The sequence below is a fragment of the Streptomyces sp. NPDC000880 genome, assembly GCF_053599675.1.
On record NZ_JBSFMS010000132.1, the window covers coordinates 1 to 20,181 of the forward strand.

The following is a 20,181-nucleotide window of genomic DNA, read 5'->3' on the forward strand; positions in this document are numbered from 1 at the left end:
CAGCAGGTGATCGATGACGCCGAGCTTGTCGGAGACCTTGGCACCGCCGAGGACGACGGCGTACGGGCGCTCGACGTCCTCGGTGAGCTTCTTCATGACGCCCCTCCCCCACCGTCGCGCCAGCGGTTCAGCAGCCGCGTCGTCCGCGTCGACGGGCGCGGTCAGGGGGTCGACGGCGCGCTGCTGCCCCTCCCAGGTCTCGAACTCGAGGCCCTCACGGGCCCAGTACTCAAAACCGCCGAGCATCTCCCTGACCCTGGTAGCCGAGTTCGGCGTAAGCGAGGGCGGCGCGCTGCGGGTTATGAACAGCTCGCATGTCTCAGATCCCCTCCTGTCTCAGCAACATCCAGGTGGGGCACCAGCTTGATCGACTACGGACTGAGCGGGCGAGTGTCTCAGCGATAGCCGGTAACCGTTGCTCGTTCATGACCTTCGCGCCCCGCCCACGGATGCTTCTTTCGGGGGCGGGATTGGTCGGATACGGCAGAGTGGCCGACGCTGTTCTCCTCGTCGCCCGACCGCGACTCCTGTCCCTTGGTATGCAAACCCGTCGCCTCAGAGAGGAGCGGGGCTACGGCTTGGAGGAGCGCGCAGAGCGCAGTGGGCTGAGGCTTCCGCGGCCTTATCCATATTGAGCACGGGCAGCGCAGCCCCAGTGTGCTCACGCTTTGGGATGTCCCGCTACCGCCCAACATCGGCGCTGCAGCGGGCTCTGGACCGCCTGGCGCTGCTGGCGGAGGTCACGACCGCTCTTGGCAGCACCCTGGACGCGGATGAGGCCCTGCGGCGGGCCAACAGGATCGTTGCGGCAGCCGAGGAAGCAGAGCGCGCTGACGCTGTTTGGCCGTGGCCTGCACCGCCTCGTCCGGTCGCCACTCACAGCAGGAGGTCGAAGACGGCTCGGGCCTCGTCCCAGTGCTGGGTCTGGGGGTTCTTCAGGTCGGGGTGGAGGATCTTGAAGCTCTGGGCAAGGGCCAGGCTGAGTCCGCCGATGATGTCCGGATAGGCCGCCTCGGTCTCCTCGTCGGGCGTGCGGTCCAGAGCGGGGTGGGTGGCGAGCTGTTCTAGGATCGGCTTGAGTTCTACTTCCTGGTCGATCTTCTGGAAGTGGTGAATGCTCTCCTGCAGGCCTTTCGTGATCGGTAGGTCACAGGTCCGGATGATGTCGCGCCCGTTGGCCTTGGCAGTGGCCTGGGCGACGGTCAGCAGATCGTAGAGCTTGGCGTCGACGAAGTCGCTGTAGCGCTTGAGATCGTTCTTGTCGACGTCCAGACCCGCGGCCGCGCGGAAGAACCTTTCGAACCTGGCGATGGACATCACGGTCATGACGGACCTCCGGCTGCGGGCGCCGGGGTGGTTCCCGGCCCCTGGGCTTCCCAGTCAGCCTGGCCGACGGGGCGCGGGAACGCATGCGCATGTCGGGACCAATTAGCCTCCCTGTATTACCCTGCCAGGCCCAGGCGTCCGACTGCCCGGGTAGTCGGACGGGCGTGCGATCCGTCGATCCAGGCCGGCCGAGCCGCGGGTAGCTGGGCCGCAGCGTCGCGGTCAGGCGCCGCTTGTGCCGCTGGGGAAGGAGGTGAGGTAGTACGGGTTCTCCACCCACATGCCACTCACCCATACCCGCGGGTGGGCCCATTTTGCTATCTTTGTTTGTGCTGGGCGGCCTGGGCCGGCCAGCACATTTGGGCCCGGGCAGACGCAGGCCGCATGAACCCTGACGCCGCGACGCTGGACCGGTTGGAGCGCCCAAAGGCCCGGGAAGCCCGTGTTGACGCGTCCTGCTCCGGGCCGGTGACCGGTTTGGCCATTGCTGCCGCAGAGGAGTGCCTCATGGAGCGTTCCCCGTGGGTGCACCTGCGGCTCTGCCTCACTTGCGGGCACGTCGACTGCTGCGACTCCTCGCCCCGCAACAACGCCAGGCGGCACGCGGGCAGCGCCGGTCGCTCCATCGTGCAGTCCTTCCAGCCGGGAGAGGACTGGCGCTGGTGCTACGTCCACGAGGCCCTGGTCTGATGAGCACGGCCGAGCACAAGCAGAGTGCGGTCCGCGAGACACCGGACCGATACGGGGCGTTCCCGCGCCTGACGCCGGAGCAGCTCGAGGACCTGACCGCGCGCGGTGAGCGCCGCAGGACCGCCGAGGGCGAGGTGCTGTACCGCGAGGGCGAGCCGTTCCGGGAGTTCCTCGCGATCCTCAGCGGGACCGTCGAGATCCTCCACGACCACGGCGGGCCCGACGAGCGCACGGTGGCGTTGCACGGACCCGGCAGGTTCCTGGGTGAACTCGGGCTGCTGGAGGGCCAGGCGGCGTTCGACACCGCCGTGGTGCGCGAGGCGGGCGAGATCCTGGCCGTACCGGTGGAGCGGCAACGCGCCCTGGTCGGCCGCGACCCCGTCCTCGGCGACCTGATCCTCCGCGCTTACCTGGGCCGCCGGTATCTGCTCATCGGCCTCGGCGCCGGCTTCCGGATCCTGGGGTCGTGTTATTCACCGGACACGCTGCGGCTGCGTGAGTTCGCCGCCCGCAACCGGCTGCCCCACCGCTGGGTGGATCTGGAGAAGGACAAGGAGGCGGAGGCGCTGCTGCGTCGGTTCTCCATCCGTCCCGAGGAGACTCCGGTGGTCATCTGGAAGGGCGAGCGGGTGCTGCGCAATCCGAGCAACGCCGAACTCGCCCGGCTCATCGGGCTGCCCGCCCCCTCGCCGGAGGCCGGGCGGTGCGACGTGATGGTGGTCGGTGCGGGCCCCGCGGGACTCGCCGCCGCCGTGTACGGTGCCTCCGACGGCCTCACCACGGTCACCGTCGACGCCGTGGCCACCGGAGGCCAGGCCGGTACCTCGTCTCGCATCGAGAACTACCTTGGCTTCCCGTCGGGCATCTCCGGGGGCGAGCTCATCGAACGCGCGGTGCTCCAGGCCCACAAGTTCGGTGCCCGCCTCATGGTGCCGGCCCAGGTCAGCGGGCTCACCCCGCAGGACGACGAGTACGTCGTCACCTTCACAGACGGGTCCCGGGCCCGGGCCGGCGCCGTGGTGCTCGCCTCGGGCGTGTGGTACCGCAGGCTCGAGGTGCCCGGCATCGACCGCCTGGAGGGCACCAGCGTCTACTACGCGGCGACGGTCCACGAGGCCAGTCTCTGCCAGGCGGATCCGGTCGCCGTGGTCGGCGGCGGGAACTCCGCCGGGCAGGCGGCGCTGTTCCTCGCGAACCACGCGTCCAGGGTCCACCTCCTCGTCCGGGGCGGTGACCTCAACGCGGACATGTCGCGCTACCTGGTGGACCAGGTGGAACGGCATCCGAAGATCGAGGTGCTGCTCCACACCGAAGTCCGGGGCGTCTTTGGGGAGGAGAAGCTGGAGTCGCTGATGGTGGAGGACAACGCAAGTAGTGAGCGCCGGGAGCTGCGGGCCGCGGCGCTGTTCGTGTTCATCGGGGCCCGGCCGCGCACGGAATGGCTCAGGGGCGTGCTGGCCCTGGACGAGAAGGGCTTCGTCCTCACCGGCGCCGACGCCCAGGCGGCGGCCGACGCGACCCGGTGGGCCTCGCTCGGCCGTGGTCCGTTGCTGCTGGAGACCACCCTTCCCGGGGTCTTCGCCGCCGGCGACGTAAGGAGCGGCTCGGTCAAACGGGTGGCCTCGGCGACCGGTGAGGGTGCCATGGCGATCCGCCTCGTGCACGAGCACCGGGAGCAGACGGGCAACCTGGTCCGCACCGCGGACCCCGAGGGGCGTCGGCCGGTGGCGGGCCAGTCCGTGTCCTGGCGCTGACCCTCCCCCTGACGGACCCCGTAGGCGGCCCGGCCCACCACACGGTCGTCCTCCCAGCCGGCGCCCAGCGCACCGCCGACGGTTCCCATGGACGTGATGAACCGGGCGAGGGAGAGGTAGTACCCGGCATCGGGCTGGTGCCCGAAGCCCGGGCGCAACGACTCCAGTGTGAGCAGGAACGCCGCGGTGACATGGACGAGCACGAACAGCGTTGCGTACAGGCAGGCGATGCCGATGAACAAGGTGATCACGGTGACGAGGTTGAACAGGCGGGCCTGCCGCCGGGCGATCTCGTCGCGCGGACGGTCCCACAGTTCGTGGTCGACGACCAGCCAGCCGACCAGCGCGGTGATCGACAGCAGGGTGAACACCGCGTCGCGGAGCGGCCCCACGTAAAGGGTGATCCGCCAGATGTCGCTGCTGATGGCGGCGGCGCGGCCGACGCGACCCGGCAGGGCGTTCCGGCTAGGCTCACACCCGTGACGTGGCTGCGGGCCTTCGGGGAGGTCGTGCGATCCGGGCTCACGATCGAGGAGACGCGGCTGGAGCCCCTGCTCGCGCTGCGCACGGCCGCTGGGGTAGCGATCGTCATCGGGCTGGCGCTGTCGCTGGTCTCCCCTGCGTACGCCGCGTCCGCCGCCCTCGGTGCCTACTCCGCGGGCGGGGCCACCTTCCAGCGCACCTGGCGTCCACGCAAGGTGATCGCGCTCGGCGCGGGCGCGGGTCTGGCGCTCAGCACCTTCGTGGGCTACCTGGCGGCGGGGCGACTCGTGACGTTCCTCCCACTGCTGGCCGTATGGGCCTTTGTCGCGGGGATGGCATGGGCCGTCGGATCGACCGCTGGGATCGTCGCAGCGACGACGGTCGGCAGCATGCTGGTGGCCATCACCCTGCCCACGAGCGTCGGGCGAGCCCTGGAGCACGCCGGGGTCATCGCGCTCGGGGGCGTGGCGCAGGCCGTGCTGATCTTGCTGTTCCCGATCCGCCGTTGGGGGGCGCATCGCGACGCGCTCGCCGACGCCCTGGCCGCCGTGGCGGACTACGCCCGCCGGCTGCGGCACGACCCGACCGCCCCGTTCGACCCGGAGCCGTTGATGACGGCCCGGGACGCGGCCGCCGTGACGCCATCACAGGCCCGCACCCGTCCCCCCGTCCTCCACGGCCCCCGGGGCCTCGCCGAGCGCATTCGGCCGGTCGTCGCCGCGCTCGCCGACCCGGACGTCGGCGCCCCGGCGGAGGGACCCGGGCGGGACCGCGCGCGGGAGTTGCTCGACGCAGCCGCCGACGTCCTGGACGCGGCCGCCCGTTCGATCCGCCGCGGCACTCCCGCCGAGGTGCCGCCCGGGAGCGCGGACGTCCTGCGCGTCGACGAGGAGCACGAGGTGCTGGAGGGGCCCGCGCGGCAGGCCGCCGAGCGGCTCGTGGAACTGCTCGGCGAGGCGTTGGAGATCGCCGGGAGCGGCGGCGCGCGCGGGAAGACGCCCACGCCGCCCGGCCCCGCGGGCGCCCAGTTCCTGGTGCGCCCGACAATGTTCCGGCTGCTCCCGGTCGTCGTCCGGGCGGTCCGCCGTGAGCTCCGCCGGGACTCGCCCGTGTTCCGGCACGCCGTCCGCCTGGCGGCGGTGGCAACGCTCGGCTATCTGATCGCCGCCTGGCTACCCCTGGGCCACGGCTACTGGGCGCCCATCGCCTCGGTGATGGTGATGCGGCCGGACTTCCACCGGACGTACGCGCGTGCGGTGGCCCGTCTCGCCGGGACCCTGGCGGGGGTCGCTCTCGCCACCGGGATGGTGCGGGCCCTGGGCCCGGACGCCCATGTGTTCGGCGCGCTGGCGGTGGTCTCGGCGGGCCTGTCGTACACGCTGATCCGTACCGGCTACGCCTACTCCCAGTGCTTCACTGCCGCGTACGTCGTCTTCCTGCTCGGCATGGGCGGCCAGGCATGGGAGCAGACGGTCCCGGAGCGGGTGGTGCTCACCCTGCTCGGCGGGGCCCTGGCAATGCTGGCGTACGTGGTGTTCCCCGCATGGGAGACGCCCCGGCTGCCGGGCCGGCTTGCGGACTGGCTCGCCGCCAACGGCCGCTACGCGGCCGCGGTGCTCCGCAGCTACGCCGAACCGACCCGGGAGCATCGCACCGACATGCGCAGGGCACTGCTGGCGAGCAGGGAGGCACGTGCCGCCTGGCAGGAGGCCTACGACCGGGCAAGGCAGGAACCGGTCCGCCCCAGGGGTCTGACGTCGCGCGAGGCGGAGGAGGCGCAAGAGGCGCTCAAGAGGTTCGGCCGGGCGGCGATGCTCATGGAGAGTCACGTCCCGCGGGCCGACAGCCGTTTCGTCCCCGAGGCGGAGCGGTTCGCCGAGGCCCTGGAGGCGGACACCGCGCAGGCGGCAGTCGACGTGCGCGAGCACAGGAATCCGGACTGGGGGCGCGTGGAGGAGGCGCTCCACGCGTGGGAGGGCGCCGCCGCCGAGGACCGGAGCCCGGTGGTGCGGCGCGGGGCGGAACTGCAGAAACGGGCCTTGGAGGACCTCGCGACGGCCGTGAGCCGCACACCCCTGGAACGGGACGTCGGCTCCGCTCGCGAGGAGCAGCGGGTGCGGGCGGCCGGGGCGGCGGAAGGTGACGGATCAGGACCCGCGCCCCGGGGTGGGTGACGGCGCCGGCGGCGGGGAGCGCCGCGCCTCCTGGAGCGGGAAGTAGTCTCCCGGCCGCGTCGAGCGCCGCCACACGTACGCCGCTGTCGCCATCACGAGGATCAGCCCCGCCAGGATGAGCAGTTCGACCCCCTCGACGTTCCACCGGAAGGACTTCTCCGCCTCGGCCGTCACGATGAGCACCTTACGGATGCCGGCAATCAGGCCGACGACGAGGAACGGCTCCGCGTCGAGGGTCTGGTTCCTGATGGTGAGGCGGACGGTGTGGAGCAGCTCGGCCACGATGAACAGCACAAGGCCGTTGTCCAGGCCGGAGAGAACGACCGTCTCCTCGCGGTACGGCCCCTGGATCGACCTGATGACGTCGTGGACGACCCCGACGGTCAGGAACCCCGCGAGCAGTACGAGGAGCGCCGCGACGACGAGGTGGATGCCGTCCTCGACGAGCTGCAGGAGGCCTTGTACTCGGCCGCCCTCGATCTTCGGGAGAATGGGTCGCACAGTCAGCATGCTAGGGGTGCCCCGGCCCGCAGGCGCGGCGTGCTGCCGAACGGGTGGACGAGCGGATCCCTCCCTGTGGTGGCAGCCTGGGGGAAGGGGCGAGGCGCGACATCACCGAGGCCTACCGGCAGGACGAGGGTGTATGAGGCAGCCCGACGCGGACACGAACGGCAGGAACCTGCGGCTCGTCCTGGTCGCCGACCCGGGCCTGCCCTCCGAGATCGCCCGGGACCTCGCCCCCCCCGCCTGCCGGAGGATCTGCGCCGCCGCATCGCCAGGGGCATCCGCTGGCAGGCGGACACCGTGACGGCGCCCCTGGTGGCGGACGAGCAGGTCGACGTGTCCGACGTGGCCGAAATCGTCGGCACCCGTCTGGAGGACGGCGACTGGGGCATCGGCGTCTTCCTCACCGACCTGCCGAGCCGGCTGGATTCCCCCGTCGTCGGCCGTCCGGCACCCCGGGGAGGAGTCCAGGCGCGAACGCTACGCGGTGCCGAGGCTGCGCGGCCACGTCCGCCTCCCCGCTGCCGCGCCGCGCGATCAGCCGCTGAGCGGCGTCCCGCCCAGGCGCACCGCGGAGCCGTGGCGGCCCTTGACGACCTCCAGTTGGGCCGGGATACGGCGGCGCAGATCGGCGACATGGCTGACGATGCCGACGCTGCGGTCCCGTTCGCGCAGCGAGTCCAGCACGTCCAGCACCTCGTCCAGAGTCTGGTCGTCGAGGCTGCCGAAGCCCTCGTCGATGAAGAGGGTGTCGAGCTGTACACCGCCGGCCTCGTCGGTGACGACGTCGGCGAGGCCGAGCGCGAGGGCGAGCGAGGCGAAGAAGGTCTCGCCGCCGGAGAGGGTTGCGGTGTCGCGTTCGCTTCCGGTCCAGGCATCCACGACATGCAGGCCGAGTCCGGAGCGCTTGCCGCCGGCGCGGGCGTCGGAGTGCACGAGGGTGTAGCGGCCGGACGACATGCGCTGCAGTCGTACGGTGGCTGCGGCCGCGACCTGTTCGAGGCGGGCCGCCAGGACGTACGACTCGAGGCGCATCTTGCGTTCGTTGTCGGCGGAGGTGCCGGCGGTGAGCGCGGCGAGGCGGGCGACGCGGTCGTACTCCTCGCGCAGCGGGCCCAGGCGGAGCACTTCCGCGACGGCCTGCCGCGACAGCCGCGCGAGTTCGGCGCACCGGTCGCGGGCGGCGGCAAGCACGGACGCGGCGTCGCGCAGGGCATGCTCGGCCTTGTCGTGCGCTGCCCGGGCCGCTTCGGGGTCGGCGGGCGGATGCTCGGCGGCTCTGCTGGTGTCCGCCTCGGCGAGCCGGTCGGCGACGGCCGCGGCCTCGGTCTGCCAGGCGTCGATACGGTGCTGCAGATCCCGCTGCTCCGCCTCGCCGAGCAGCACGGCGGCGGCAGCACGGGGCGTGTCGAACCCGGCCCGGAAGGCGGCGTCGGCCAGCCGGTCGTCGGCCTTCTTCAGGCGCTGCGCGGTGAGGTCGACGGCTCGTACGGCCTCGGCGGCATCGGCAAGCAGCCGCACCCGGCGCTCCAGCATCGCGGCGTGCTCGGCGACGCTGCCCGCGCCGCCCCGGGCCTGGGCCAATTCGCTTTCCAGCGCGGTCTGTTCCCGATCGAGCCCTTCCCGCCGCGAGGTCCGCGCGGCGACCCGCCGCTCGGCCTGCTGCTGCGCGGCAAGCCGCTCCTCGTGCTCACGCTCAGCCTGATCGAGCCCCTCGCGAGCGGCGTGCATGCCGGAGGCGAGGCTGTGCGCGTGCTGGTAGTCGCGCTCCAACTGCTCGACGATACAGAGCAGTTCGGACACGTCGGGCTCGTCCCCGATCCCGCAGCCCGCGGCCTGCGCACGCCCGTGGGCGTCGGTGGGCCCAGCAGGGGCACCTGCTGCGTCGGCCCCGCCGCCGGAGCGCCAGGCACGGTCGGGCGTCGCATCCGCACCGTCGCCGGCGCCGTGCGCCTCTGCCCGGCCGGCCGTGGCTCCGAGTGCGCCGGAACGGCCCGTTCGCGCGCCCTCCGCGCCGTCGTCGGGCACGCCGCCCACCGACGGGGCGTCACCGCCCCGCTCCGCCGCCCGCGCCTCCTCCCTCGCCGTGGTCAACGACTCCCGTACCACCGCCAGTTCACGTTCCGCCTCCGCCCTGGCCGCGTCCGCCCGCGTGTAACTCTCGTAAGCCGACTCCTCGGCCCTGCGGTCCACATGGCCGTCCCCCGCGCGGGCCGGCGCTGGGTGGTCCGCCGAGCCGCAGACCGCGCAGGGTTCGCCCCGGACCAGTCCCGTCGCCAGTTCCGCCGCGATGCCGCGCAGGCGGCGTTCCTTGAGGTCGAGCCAGCTCTCGCGGGCCGTTCCCGCGCGTTCGCGGGCCGTGCGCAGCTGGTCCTCCAGCTGCTCGGTGCGGGCAGCGAGCCGGTCCCGTTCGCGGGCCGCGCGGAGTCGGCGGCGGGCCGGGTCGAGGCGGCCCGCAAGGTGTTCGGCGCGGGTTGCGGCGTCCTGGGCGGCCGCGATGCGGTCCTGGTGGGTGCGCCGGACGGTCTCCCAGCCGGCAAGCCAGCCCGCCGCGTCGGCGAGGATGTCGTCGTCGGCCCGGGCCTGGCGGTCGAGGTCCGCGCGCTCGCGGGTGATCTCCGCGCTGCGTCGCTCCGCCCGCCGCGCGGCCTCGAGACCGCCCAGGTCCTGGCGCAGCTTGCGTTCGAGCGCCGCCAGTTGTTCCGCCCCGGCCTCCGCGAGCTCCGGCGGGAGTCCGCCCCGTGCCCGCTCGCGGTCCGCGCTCGCGCGCCGGTGCTCGCGCTCGGCGTCATCGCGCAGCCGCAGCGCGGGCTCGACGAGCTCCGCCTTGCGGGCCCTTTCCAGCCTGGTCTGCAGTTGCTCCCACTCTGGCCGCCGCGCCTGAAGCGCCTCGCTCCGATGCCGAGCGTCCGCATATCTCTCCTGGAGCCGGGCGAGTTCACGCTCGGCTTCCAGGCCGCGCCGTGCGGCTGCCTGCCGGCTTTCCGCCGCGGCCAGCGCGCATTCGGCGATGTCCAGCTTCTCCCGGGCGCCCGCGCGGGCGACGGCCGCCCACTGCAGTACGGCCGCGGCAAGTCCTGGATCGCCCGGCTGCTGCCGCGGCAGCGGCCAGTCCCCCGCCGCCGTGCCCGCGGCCTGTTCCATCCGGTGGGCGACCGCGAGCAGCCGCTCGTCACCGGCGCGTACCTGCTGCTCGGCGGCGCGGCGCTGTTCGGCGAGGCGCTCCTCGACCGCGGCGAAGCGGCGGGTGTCGAAGAGCCGCCCGAGCAGCTTGCCGCGCGCCTCCGCGTCGGCCCGCAGGAAGCGTGCGAAGTCGCCCTGCGGCAACAGCACCACCTGGCAGAACTGGTCGCGGCTCATCCCGACGAGCCGGCTGATCTCCTCGCCGATCTCCTGGTGGGAGCGGCTCAGCGCCTGCCACTGGCCGGCCTCGAAGTCGTACTCGCGCAGCCAGCTCTGGGCCCGCTCGGTGGTGAAGCCCTTGCCGTTCTTCTTGGGGCGCGGCTGGGCGGGCCGCCGCCGGATCTCCAACCGCCGCCCTCCCATGGTCAGTTCGAGGCAGACCTCGGTGGAGGTGCCGACCGGGGCATGGTCGCTGCGCAGGGACGCCCCGGCGCTCTGACGCGCGCCCGGCACCGCTCCGTACAGCGCGAAGCAGACCGCGTCGAGGACGGACGTCTTGCCCGCGCCGGTCGGGCCGTGGAGCAGGAAGATCCCGGCGGCGGACAGCGCGTCGAAGTCGATGTCCTGGCCGGCTCCGAACGGGCCGAAGGCGGTGAGCTCAAGTCTGTGCAGCCTCACCCGGCCACCTCGCGCACGCCCTCGTCCACCCGTACGTCGTCGAAGGCGCCGCGCAGCACGGTGCGCTCCAGATCGTCGGGCCCGCTGCCGCCGCGCACATGGGCCACGAAGTCCTCCGCGATCTGGTGGTCGTCACGCCCCTTCAGCCGCTGTGCGTACGAGGCGACAGAGTCGTCGCCGGTCCGCTCGGGCTCGAAGACGAGGCTGAGGGTGTGCGGGAACCGCTCGGTGAGCCGCGCCATCGGCTCGGCCGGGCGCGCCGGGTCGGTAAGGGTCGCCTCGACGAACGACTGCTCATGCGGGGCCAGTTCCGGGTCGTCGAGCAGTTCCTGCAGTGCGCCGCGCAGCCGGGCGAGCGGTCGCGGCACGGGACATTCGATGCGCTCGGCCTCGATCTCGCCCCGCGCACCGAGGTCGATGAGCCACATGGTCTTGCGGTGCCGCGCCTCGGAGAAGGAGTAGGCGAGCGGCGATCCGGAGTAGCGCACACGGTCGGCGATGGTCTGGCAGCCGTGCAGATGTCCGAGCGCGACATAGTCCACACCGTGGAAGACTCCGGCGGGCACGGCGGACACGCCTCCGACGGTGATGTCCCGTTCGCTGTCGCTCTCTTTGCCGCCCGCCACGAAGGCATGGGCGAGGACGACGGACCGGGTGCCCGCCGTGCGCGTCGAGAGGTCTGCCCGTACGCGCGCCATCGCCGCGCCGATGACGGCCTCGTGCCGTGCCTTGTCCGTCCTGAACTCGTCCTTCACCAGGGCGGGTTCGAGATACGGCAGTCCGTAACAGGCCACATCGCCGTGCGCGTCACTCAGCAGCACGGGCGTGTCGCACCCGGTCGGATCGGTGCGCAGATGTATCCCGGCGCGCTCGATCAGCCCGGCCCCGACGCCGAGCCGGCGCGCCGAGTCGTGGTTCCCGGAGATCATCACGGTCGGCACGCCGGCGGCGGCGAGCCGGTGCAGCGCCTCGTCGAACAGCTGCACGGCCGCGAGCGACGGCACTGCCCTGTCGTACACATCCCCTGCGACCAGCACCGCGTCCACGTCGCGCTCACTCACCGTCGCCACCAGGTGGTCGAGGAACGCCGCCTGGGCGTCGAGCATGCTCACCCGGTGGAACGACCGCCCCAGGTGCCAGTCCGACGTATGCAGGAATCTCATGATCCCCGAGAGTATCGGTGGGGTCGGACATCACGGGCGGTTTCAGGCGTCTCCATAAGCTTCACCGCCGAGCTCGAGTCCCGCGGTCCCCGCTGTGGCATCGGCGAGCCAGCCGCGGAAGGATTCGACGTCGGCGTCCGGCAGCCCGATCTCGATGGAGACCGCCTCCGCGTACCGCACCTCGCGCACATCCCGTCCGGTCGCCCGCAGATCATTCTCCAGTTTGCCCGCCCGCTGGTGGTCGACCGTGACGGTGGCGAGCCGGAAGCGCTGCCGGGTGAGGGTGCCGAGCGCGTCCAGGGCTTCGCCGACCACTCCGCCGTACGCCCTGATCAGGCCGCCCGCACCGAGTTTCACACCGCCGTAGTACCGGGTGACGACGGCTACGGCATAACGGACTTCGCGCCGCAACAGCATCTGCAGCATGGGCACGCCCGCCGTGCCGCCCGGTTCGCCGTCGTCGCTCGCCTTCTGCACGGCGGCGTCGGCTCCGATGACGTATGCGAAGCAGTTGTGCGTGGCGGTCGGGTGCTCCTTGCGGATGCGTGCGACGAAGGCCTGCGCCTCCTCCTCGGTCGCGGCGGGCGCGAGCGCGCAGATGAAACGCGATCGGTTGATCTCGGTCTCGTGCACGCCCTCGCGGGCGACCGTCCGGTACTGCTCCTGCATCCGGCCACCCTATGCGCCGCCCGGAGGGGAATGCTCAGCGCGGGCCCCCGGTTGTCCGGAGCATGCACGCAGACTCAGAGACGATCCGCAGGATTCTGACCTCGACGGGCGGGACCTGGGCGGTGGTCGGCCTGTCCAACAACGAGGCGCGGGCGGCGTACCGCGTCGCCGGCGTCCTCCAGCGCTTCGGCAAGCGCATCGTCCCGGTGCACCCCAAGGCCGAGACGGTCCACGGCGAGCAGGGCTACGCGACGCTCGCGGACATCCCCTTCAAGGTCGACGTGGTCGATGTCTTCGTCAACTCCGATCTGGCCGGACCGGTCGCGGACGAAGCCACTGCGATCGGGGCAAAGGCGGTCTGGTTCCAGCTGGGGGTGGTCGACGAGGAAGCGTACGAGCGCACCCGCGCGGCCGGTCTCGCCATGGTGATGGACCGCTGCCCGGCGATCGAGATCCCGCGGCTGGGCTGAGCGGGCCGCGCGGCCAGGATCCCGAGGCGGGCCGGCGGATCCCGCCGGTGGGCCGGGCCTCAGATCCCGAGGCCGTCGATGACCACCGCGCCCGGCAGCCCAGCGAAGGCCTTCCCGGGCACGATCAGCTTTCCGCGTCGGCGGCCGCTGCCGATGAGTACCCACTCCGTGTCGACGACGGCGGCGTCCACCAGCAGCGGCCAGCCGGCGGGCAGCCCGATCGGCGTGATGCCGCCGTACTCCATGCCGGTCTCGCCGGTAGCGGTGTCCATGGACGCGAACGATGCCTTGCGGGCGCCCAGTTGCTTGCGGACGATGCCGTTGACGTCGACGCGAGTACTGGACAGGACGACGCAGGCAGCAAGCGAGGTCTCGCCGCCGCGCTTGCCCGCCACGACCACGCAGTTCGCCGACTCGTCGAGCAGTTCCTGCCCGTAGTGCTCGACGAAGAGGGCGGTGTCGGCGATCTCCGGGTCGGTGTCGACGTAGATCAGCTGCTCGGCGGGTACGTCGCCGTGCCAGGCGCGCACGGCGTCGGCAACCGGCCGGGTGAGGAGGTCGAGGCAGTCGGGGGCGGGTCTGGCGTCGTCGAAGTTTCCGATGGGAGCGCGCATACGCATCACGCTAACAGCGGCTGCCCCGTGTGCGGTCGGCCGTCTCAGCGCACGGGCGGGATGGAGACGGCCATCGTCATCTCGACCGTCTCGTCACCGTCGTTACGGTAGGCGTGCGGGACATTCGCCTCGAAGGTGGCGGAGGTCCCGGCCGGTACGGCGTGCGGTTCGCCGTCGACGACGAGGGTGAGTTCGCCCGCGGTGACATGGAGCAGCTCGATCGTGCCGTCGGGGTGCGGGTCGGACTCGCTGCGGTCGCCGGGCATCAGCTGCCATGCCCACAGTTCGAGTGGTCCGCGGCGCTCGGTGCCGACGAGCAGGGTGGTAAAGCTGCCGGTCGAGGTGGACCACATGCGTACGGCCTGCTCCGGGGGTACGAGTCGGACCTGCGTGCCCTGCTCGTAGTCGAGGAGCGTGGTGATGCTGACGCCGAGTGCGTCGGCGAGCTTCACCGTGGTCCCGACGCTCGGATTCGTACGCGCCTGCTCGATCTGGATGATCATGCCGCGGCTGACCCCCGCGCGGGCGGCGAGGGCGTCGAGCGTGAACCCCCGCTCGCCGCGCCAGCGCTTGAGATTGCGGGCGAGCGACTGCGTGAGCTGGTCGAGGTCCGACACGTTCCGTCCAATATTATGGATGACAGAGTTCAATGAACTGCACTACGGTGTGGTGCACTCAAACGTTCACTGCACTGTACTGCGAGGCCTGCCATGACCGCACTGTTCGCCCTGGCCACGAGCTTGCTGTGGGGCCTGGCCGACTTCGGCGGCGGGCTGCTGACACGGCGTGCGCCGGCCCTCACGGTGGTCGTCGCCTCGCAGTCGATCGCGGTGGTCGTCCTCGGCGCGATCGTCGTGGCCACCGGCGGCCTGTACGAGGCGGGAGGGCAGCTCTGGTACGCCGTCGCGGCGGGCGCCGTCGGCCCCGTGGCGATGCTCTCCTTCTACAAGGCGCTCGCCCTCGGGCCGATGGGCGTGGTCTCTCCGCTGGGATCGCTGGGTGTGGCCGTGCCCGTCGGCGTCGGCCTGATGATCGGCGAGCGGCCCGGGCTGCTCCAGTTCGCAGGTATCGCCGTGGCCGTGACCGGCATCGTCCTGGCGGGTGGACCCGAACTGCGCGGTGCGCCGGTGCAGCGGCAGGCGATCGGGCTGACCCTGGTCGCGGCCTTCGGCTTCGGCGCGGTGATGGCCCTGATCGCCGAGGCCTCGACCACCGTCACCGGGCTTTTCCTCGCGCTCTTCGTACAGCGCGTCACCAATGTCGCGGTCGGCGGCGCGGCGCTGTACGCGTCGGTGAAGCGCGGCGCGCGGGCACTGCCGGAGGACGGCGGGATGCGGGTCATCTGGTCCTCGCTCCCGGCCCTCGCCTTTGTCGGCCTCGCCGATGTCGCGGCGAACGGCACCTACTCCATCGCCGCGCAGAACGGGCCCGTCACCGTCGCCGCCGTACTCGCGAACCTCTACCCGGTGGTGACGGTGCTCGCGGCGCTGGTGCTCCTCAAGGAGCGGCTGCGCGTGGTACAGGCGACCGGCGCGGGGCTGGCACTGGTGGGCACCGTACTGCTGGCGGGCGGCTGAGCGGCCCGGTTCAACTCTCCTCCAACTCCGCGAGCGCCAGCAGCTGTTCGGGCGTGACGCCGTCCGGAATCGGCACGGGAGCGGGCGTACGCAGCGGGGGCTGCCAGCCGCGGGCCGGATCCCAGCTCCGTACGACCCGGGCCGGGGCACCGGCAACCACCGAGTGGTCGGGGACCTCTCCCCGTACGACCGCGCCCGCGGCGACCACCACATTGCGGCCGAGCCGCGCGCCGGGCAGGACCACCGCGCCGGTGCCCAGCCAGCAGCCGGGGCCGATCTCCACTCGTTCGGCGCGCGGCCACTGCTTGCCGACCGGCTGGTGGGGGTCGTCGTAACTGTGGTTGGTCGACGTGATGTAGACGTACGGACCGCAGTACGTGTCCGAGCCGATGGTCACCCTGGTGTCGGCGATGACATGGCTGCCGCGGCCGAGGACGACGCCGTCACCCAGCGTCAGGATCGGGTCGGATCCCAGGTCCAGGCCGGGCATCATCCCCGCGGTGAGCGTGACCTGCTCGCCGATGATGCAGTGGTCCCCGAGTTCGATCCACGCCTCGCCGAAGACGGTGCCCTGCGGGAAGGCGAGCCGCGTGCCGGCGCCGAGCCGGCGGAAACCCAGCCGTCCCGGGTGCTCGGCGGTGACGGCGCCCGCCTCCTGCACCCAGCGCCAGCCGCTGTGGACGGCGCGTGCGAGTACGCGCCGCCGCCAGGCGGCGAGCGATGAGAACGTGTTTCTGTTCTTCGGCACCCGCACACGGTAGTCGGCCGGACCTCGCCTGATCGCAGCGGTGCGCTATGTTCGCCCCACCAAGCCGATGCCGCTTACCACGGGCGGGCCGTCGGGGACGGCGCGTTCGAGCCCAAGTCCTCCGTTCTGCGGGCAGTCGAAGCACTCCGGTCGCACCGGCGGCCGCCGCCACATCCGTACTTCGGTCTCCCCAATTGCGCGACTACGCGGCGACCGTGAACGGAGAGCTGCCGCTCGGGCATCCACCTGGGCAGAAGGAGCCGACGTGATCGCATCAGAGGAGTCACCACCCTCCGTCTTCAGGCCGTGTGCCGCATGGCGGAATCCCGGGTCTGGCCCAGTGTGCGATGTCGGCGACACCAGAAGCGGTGCGCATGCTGCGACATTTCGCCCGCGCCGTGGCGCACCGCTGGCGGCTGCCCGACGACTTCCACGAAGCGCTGTCGGTGATCGTCACCGAGCTGGTCAGCAATGCGGTGCTGCACAGCGGCAGCCCGTGGGTCGCGGTGGCCATCAAGGTCCGCGGAAACACCCTGACGACCCAGGTCAGGGACGGCGGGCGATGGAAGCACCGCCCGGTGCGGCGTCAGGAACCACTGGACGCGCATGCCGACGGCGGTCACGGGCTGAGGCTGGTGGAGTCATTCGCGGCGCGGACCAGCACACGCACTCTGGAGGCCGGCAGCGTGGTGGTGGCGGAGATCGTCATGCCCGCCCACTACGGCGGGCCTTCGACCCAGCCGCGACGGAGCCCCAAGGTCAGGGTCAGGTCCGCGGCGCTCAGTCCGTCTCGGACGCCTCGCGGTGGCTCTTGGCCAGCACCAGATACGTCGCGGCGTTGAGCTTGATCCCCTCGCGCTCCTCCTCGGTCAGCTCGCGCTTGACCTTGGCGGGCACACCCGCGACCAGGGAGCCGGGCGGGACGCGCATCCCCTGGGGTACGAGCGCCTGCGCCGCGATCAGCGAACCGGCGCCTACGTGTGCGCCGTTGAGAACGGTCGCACCCATGCCGACCAGTACGTCGTCCTCGATGGTGCACCCGTGCAGTACGGCGTTGTGGCCGACCGATACTCGCTCGCCCACGGTGACCGGGAAGCCCGGGTCGGCATGCACCGTGGAGTTGTCCTGGATGTTGCTGTCGGCGCCGAGGACGATGGGACCGCCGTCCGCGCGCAGCACGGTGTGGTACCAGACGCTGGAGCCCGCGGCCATGGTGACCTCACCGATCACGACGGACGTGAGAGCGGTAAAGGCGTCCGGCGCGATGCTCGGCTCCTTGCCGTCGACCCCCGCGATGAGCGCCTGTCCTGCCATCGCCTTCTCCTCGTTCCTGGGCTGGTTCGTCTCGGTCCCGCTCCTCGGCCGGTTCATCTCGGGACGCTCAGTCGGCGGCGGGCACGGGCTCCGGCTCGGCCACCGCCGGGCGTGCCTCCGCCTGCGCGGCCGCCTTCTTGGCGCGGCTTTTGAGCACCAGCATCGAGGTGAGCCCGATCAGCACGGCCAGGACCAGACCCAGCCAGGAGAACCGCTTGAGCCAGGCCTCGGCGACCACGCCGACGGAGTAGATGACGGCGGTCGTGCCGCCGGCCCAGAGGATCCCGCCCAAGACATTGGCGATGAGGAACTTCCAGTACGGCATCCGCAGAACGCCGGCGAGCGGCCCGGCGAAGATGCGCAGCAGGGCGACGAAGCGGCCGAAGAAGACGGCCCACATGCCCCACTTCTCGAACGACCGCTCCGCCATGGCGATCTGCGCGTCGCCGAAATGCTTGGGGAACTTCCCGCCGAGCCAGGTCAGCAGTGGGCGTCCGCCCCTGCGGCCGATGGCGTACCCGATCGAGTCGCCGATGATCGCGCCGGCGGTCGCGCAGGCGCCGAGGATGTACGGATTGATGTCCCCGTGCTGCGAGGCCAGCAGCGCCGAGCTGACGAGGACGATCTCGCCCGGCAGCGGGATGCCGAGGCTCTCGAGCCCGATGACCACGCCCACCAGGACGTAGATGCTGACCGCAGGGACGGTCTGGAGCCACTCCTGGACGTGCAACGCCGGTCCCTCCCGATTTCACTGAGCCTGTGGTGCCCGGCGTGCGCCCCCGTCGGCGCACGCCGGGCAGCCTACCTGGTCAGCGATGTACCGGCGCCGAGAGCCTCAGGCGCCCGGGCGCAGTGTCCACACGATGGTCATCTCGCCGGTCACCGCGCCGTCCGCGCGCTGAATGGCGATCTCCACCGGGAACTCCGGGCGCTCGCCCGCATCCAGTTCCGCGACGACGTCCGCGATGGGACGGCCGAGGGTGGCGGTCGCCGTGACGACGCCCATCGCCAGCTTCTTGTAGCCGATCTCCGCCTTGACGGCGAGCGGCACGGCGCGGGTCATCTGGTCACCGAAGGCAGCGATGACGATCGCGCCGCTCGCGGACTCGGCAAGCGTGAACATCGCCCCGGCGTGCGGTCCGCCGACGTGGTTGTGGAAGTCGGGCTGGTCCGGCAGGCGGACGACAGCACGCTCGGCGGTGGTCTCCACGAACTCCAGGTTGAGGGTCCGGGCCATGGGGACGGTGGCGGCGAGCATCTCGCCGACGGACATCTGATCAGCGCTCATGGACGGGATGTTACCCACGAGTAGCGCCGTTGGCCATCCCCGGTCGGGGGCAGCCGTAGCACCCGTCACGCCGCACCTCTATCGTTACTCGCCATGTGGCCAGGACAGCAGCCGCCCGGGGGCGAGCAGAACCCGCAGGACCAGAACCCGTACCAGCAGCCGGGGTACCAACAGCCGAATCCGTACCAGCAGCCCGGCTACCAGCAGCCGGGGTACCAGCAGCAGCCCAACCCGTACCAGCAGCCGACTGTGCCGCAGTACGGCGTGCCCGGGCAGCCGCCCGGTGGGCCCCAGCCGCCGCAGGACAACAAGAAGAAGACGACCATCGTCGCGATAGTCGCGGCCACGGCGGTCGTCGCGGCTGCGGTGGTCACCGGCGTCATCGTGCTGAAGGACAACAACAAGGGCACCGCGGACGAGGGCGGCAAGGTCAGCTCCTCGAAGACGCCCGCGACGGACAAACCCAGCCAGGCTCCCGCGTCGCCGACCGAGAACCCGCGCGGCGGCGAGGAAGCCAAGCCGACCATCGCGGGCTGGAAGGTCGTCAGCAACCCGAACCACGGCACGCAGTTCGACGTCCCGCCCACCTGGGAAGTGGCCGGTTCGAGCATCAGCACCTTCTTCGAGGACGAGAAGAAGGGTGACGGCTCGCCGGTCGCCGTCATGTCGGCCCCGGCCTACTACAAGTCCAAGTGGTGCACGTTCGACACCGACAAGGACGGCACGCTCGAGACGTGGGGCCAGAGCACGGCCGGCACCAAGGGCGGCAAGGGCGCCACCGACAGTGCCACGGCCGCCTACAACGAGGCCGGCAACTGGGTGTGGGCAGGCTACGCGCAGACCGAGCCCAAGGGCACGGTCAAGATCACCAAGGCCAAGCCGTACACCACCAAGTCCGGCCTCAGCGGAAGTGTCGCGACGGCCACCGCGCTCGGTGTCAAGAAGGACAACAAGTGCGAGACCGACGGCAAGTCGATCGCGTTCTCCTTCAAGGACGCCACGGGTGAGTTCAGGAGCTGGGTCCTGTACGCCAACACCGGCGTCAAGGACGAGGTCCCGGACACGACCATCCAGCAGATCCTCAGCACAGTGCGGCTGGCGGGCACGCCCGCCGGCTAATCCGTTTGGCATGGCGGTCCGGCAGCGGGGATAGTCCCGAGGTGACCACTCCCGCCGCCGAACTCCGCCGCCGTGCGCGCCGTCCCGAATGGGCCGGACGCAATTACACCCTGCTGACCGCCGCCGCGATCGTCACCAGCCTGGGCACCCATGGTGCGCTGATCGCGGCGGCGTTCGCGGTTCTGCAGTCCGGCGGGGACGGCGGCGACGTGGGCCTGGTCGCGGCGGCCCGCACCCTCCCCCTCGTGCTCTTTCTGCTGATCGGCGGCGCGATCGCCGACCGGGTGCCGCGGCACCGCGTGATGGTCGCCGCCAACGCGCTCAACTGCGTCTCGCAGGCGGTCTTCGCCGTGCTCGTCCTGGCCGGCGATCCGCAACTGTGGCAGATGATGCTGCTGACGGCTGGATGACGTCGGCGCGGGCAGGTGCCGGACTCCTCCGGACCTGACCGGACACGGCGCGCGGGGTCGGGATCGTTTCCCGGTGA

The 20,181-nt window shown here is 71.6% G+C and carries 18 protein-coding genes and 3 pseudogenes; 8 read left to right on the forward strand and 13 right to left on the reverse strand.

Annotated elements, in window-relative coordinates:
• The 3 genes and pseudogenes from pgk to ACWDO5_RS29880 all read right to left on the reverse strand — a co-directional run.
• Positions 1-102 (reverse strand): annotated as a pseudogene (pgk, locus tag ACWDO5_RS29870) (phosphoglycerate kinase); the annotation flags it as partial.
• Positions 103-138: 36 nt separating this feature from the next.
• Positions 139-292: pseudogene (locus tag ACWDO5_RS29875) on the reverse strand (rhodanese-like domain-containing protein); the annotation flags it as partial.
• A 584-nt stretch (positions 293-876) separates the two neighbouring features.
• Positions 877-1,326 (reverse strand): DUF1931 family protein, encoded by a 450-nt coding sequence (locus ACWDO5_RS29880; protein ID WP_383908841.1) that lies wholly within the window; start codon positions 1,324-1,326, stop codon positions 877-879.
• A 468-nt stretch (positions 1,327-1,794) separates the two neighbouring features.
• Here ACWDO5_RS29880 and ACWDO5_RS29885 point away from each other — a divergent pair, with 468 nt between their 5' ends.
• The 3 genes from ACWDO5_RS29885 (at position 1,795) to ACWDO5_RS29895 (ending at position 6,427) form a co-directional block, all read left to right on the forward strand.
• The gene (locus ACWDO5_RS29885; RefSeq protein WP_450533537.1) at positions 1,795-2,016 is read left to right on the forward strand and encodes a UBP-type zinc finger domain-containing protein; all 222 of its coding nucleotides are present in this window, start codon (positions 1,795-1,797) and stop codon (positions 2,014-2,016) included.
• Positions 2,016-3,770 carry an FAD-dependent oxidoreductase gene (locus tag ACWDO5_RS29890; RefSeq protein ID WP_450533522.1) on the forward strand — a complete coding sequence of 585 codons (1,755 nt, stop codon included), beginning with the start codon at positions 2,016-2,018 and terminating at the stop codon, positions 3,768-3,770. The genes ACWDO5_RS29885 and ACWDO5_RS29890 overlap by 1 nt, the downstream gene beginning before the upstream one ends.
• A 479-nt stretch (positions 3,771-4,249) precedes the next feature.
• The gene (locus tag ACWDO5_RS29895) at positions 4,250-6,427 is read left to right on the forward strand and encodes an FUSC family protein (RefSeq protein WP_450533538.1); all 2,178 of its coding nucleotides are present in this window, start codon (positions 4,250-4,252) and stop codon (positions 6,425-6,427) included.
• On the opposite strand, the gene ACWDO5_RS29900 is transcribed toward ACWDO5_RS29895, so the two are convergent.
• The 4 genes from ACWDO5_RS29900 to ACWDO5_RS29915 all read right to left on the reverse strand — a co-directional run bounded on the left by ACWDO5_RS29900 (position 6,401) and on the right by ACWDO5_RS29915 (position 12,564).
• Positions 6,401-6,937, reverse strand: coding sequence for a phosphate-starvation-inducible PsiE family protein (locus tag ACWDO5_RS29900; RefSeq protein WP_450533523.1), 537 nt, complete (start codon positions 6,935-6,937; stop codon positions 6,401-6,403). The genes ACWDO5_RS29895 and ACWDO5_RS29900 overlap by 27 nt on opposite strands.
• 531 nt (positions 6,938-7,468) lie before the next feature.
• Positions 7,469-10,732, reverse strand: a complete 3,264-nt coding sequence (locus tag ACWDO5_RS29905; protein WP_450533524.1) for an AAA family ATPase — start codon at positions 10,730-10,732, stop codon at positions 7,469-7,471.
• Positions 10,729-11,895 (reverse strand): exonuclease SbcCD subunit D, encoded by a 1,167-nt coding sequence (locus tag ACWDO5_RS29910; protein ID WP_450533525.1) that lies wholly within the window; start codon positions 11,893-11,895, stop codon positions 10,729-10,731. The genes ACWDO5_RS29905 and ACWDO5_RS29910 overlap by 4 nt, the downstream gene beginning before the upstream one ends.
• 42 nt (positions 11,896-11,937) lie before the next feature.
• Positions 11,938-12,564 carry a YigZ family protein gene (locus ACWDO5_RS29915; protein WP_450533527.1) on the reverse strand — a complete coding sequence of 209 codons (627 nt, stop codon included), beginning with the start codon at positions 12,562-12,564 and terminating at the stop codon, positions 11,938-11,940.
• A 62-nt stretch (positions 12,565-12,626) separates the two neighbouring features.
• Between ACWDO5_RS29915 and ACWDO5_RS29920 the strand changes: the two genes are divergently transcribed.
• On the forward strand, positions 12,627-13,034 hold the full coding sequence (locus tag ACWDO5_RS29920; RefSeq protein ID WP_450533528.1) for a CoA-binding protein: 408 nt from the start codon (positions 12,627-12,629) through the stop codon (positions 13,032-13,034).
• Between the two features lie 59 nt (positions 13,035-13,093).
• On the opposite strand, the gene ACWDO5_RS29925 is transcribed toward ACWDO5_RS29920, so the two are convergent.
• Together ACWDO5_RS29925 and ACWDO5_RS29930 are read right to left on the reverse strand one after the other, a co-directional pair.
• Positions 13,094-13,648, reverse strand: a complete 555-nt coding sequence (locus ACWDO5_RS29925) for a YbaK/EbsC family protein (RefSeq protein WP_450533529.1) — start codon at positions 13,646-13,648, stop codon at positions 13,094-13,096.
• Between the two features lie 44 nt (positions 13,649-13,692).
• Complete coding sequence (locus ACWDO5_RS29930) at positions 13,693-14,265, reverse strand: helix-turn-helix domain-containing protein (RefSeq protein WP_450533530.1); 573 nt, start codon at positions 14,263-14,265, stop codon at positions 13,693-13,695.
• Positions 14,266-14,358: 93 nt separating this feature from the next.
• On the opposite strand from ACWDO5_RS29930, the gene ACWDO5_RS29935 reads away from it, so the two are divergent.
• Positions 14,359-15,225, forward strand: a complete 867-nt coding sequence (locus ACWDO5_RS29935) for a DMT family transporter (protein WP_450533531.1) — start codon at positions 14,359-14,361, stop codon at positions 15,223-15,225.
• A gap of 10 nt (positions 15,226-15,235) precedes the next feature.
• On the opposite strand, the gene ACWDO5_RS29940 is transcribed toward ACWDO5_RS29935, so the two are convergent.
• Positions 15,236-15,973, reverse strand: coding sequence for an acyltransferase (locus ACWDO5_RS29940; RefSeq protein ID WP_450533532.1), 738 nt, complete (start codon positions 15,971-15,973; stop codon positions 15,236-15,238).
• Positions 15,974-16,347: 374 nt separating this feature from the next.
• Here ACWDO5_RS29940 and ACWDO5_RS29945 point away from each other — a divergent pair, with 374 nt between their 5' ends.
• Complete coding sequence (locus tag ACWDO5_RS29945; protein ID WP_450533533.1) at positions 16,348-16,815, forward strand: ATP-binding protein; 468 nt, start codon at positions 16,348-16,350, stop codon at positions 16,813-16,815.
• Here ACWDO5_RS29945 and ACWDO5_RS29950 read toward each other — a convergent pair.
• From ACWDO5_RS29950 to ACWDO5_RS29960, 3 genes are all read right to left on the reverse strand, one after another.
• The gene (locus ACWDO5_RS29950; RefSeq protein ID WP_450533539.1) at positions 16,754-17,287 is read right to left on the reverse strand and encodes a gamma carbonic anhydrase family protein; all 534 of its coding nucleotides are present in this window, start codon (positions 17,285-17,287) and stop codon (positions 16,754-16,756) included. The two genes, ACWDO5_RS29945 and ACWDO5_RS29950, sit on opposite strands and share 62 nt — an antisense overlap.
• A gap of 67 nt (positions 17,288-17,354) precedes the next feature.
• Positions 17,355-18,017 (reverse strand): DedA family protein, encoded by a 663-nt coding sequence (locus tag ACWDO5_RS29955; RefSeq protein ID WP_450533534.1) that lies wholly within the window; start codon positions 18,015-18,017, stop codon positions 17,355-17,357.
• Between the two features lie 105 nt (positions 18,018-18,122).
• Positions 18,123-18,560 (reverse strand): DUF4442 domain-containing protein, encoded by a 438-nt coding sequence (locus ACWDO5_RS29960; protein WP_398992810.1) that lies wholly within the window; start codon positions 18,558-18,560, stop codon positions 18,123-18,125.
• Between the two features lie 108 nt (positions 18,561-18,668).
• On the opposite strand from ACWDO5_RS29960, the gene ACWDO5_RS29965 reads away from it, so the two are divergent.
• Together ACWDO5_RS29965 and ACWDO5_RS29970 are read left to right on the forward strand one after the other, a co-directional pair.
• Positions 18,669-19,694 (forward strand): hypothetical protein, encoded by a 1,026-nt coding sequence (locus ACWDO5_RS29965; protein WP_450533536.1) that lies wholly within the window; start codon positions 18,669-18,671, stop codon positions 19,692-19,694.
• A 41-nt stretch (positions 19,695-19,735) separates the two neighbouring features.
• Positions 19,736-20,098, forward strand: a pseudogene (locus ACWDO5_RS29970) (MFS transporter); the annotation flags it as partial.
• Positions 20,099-20,181: the final 83 nt, after the last annotated feature.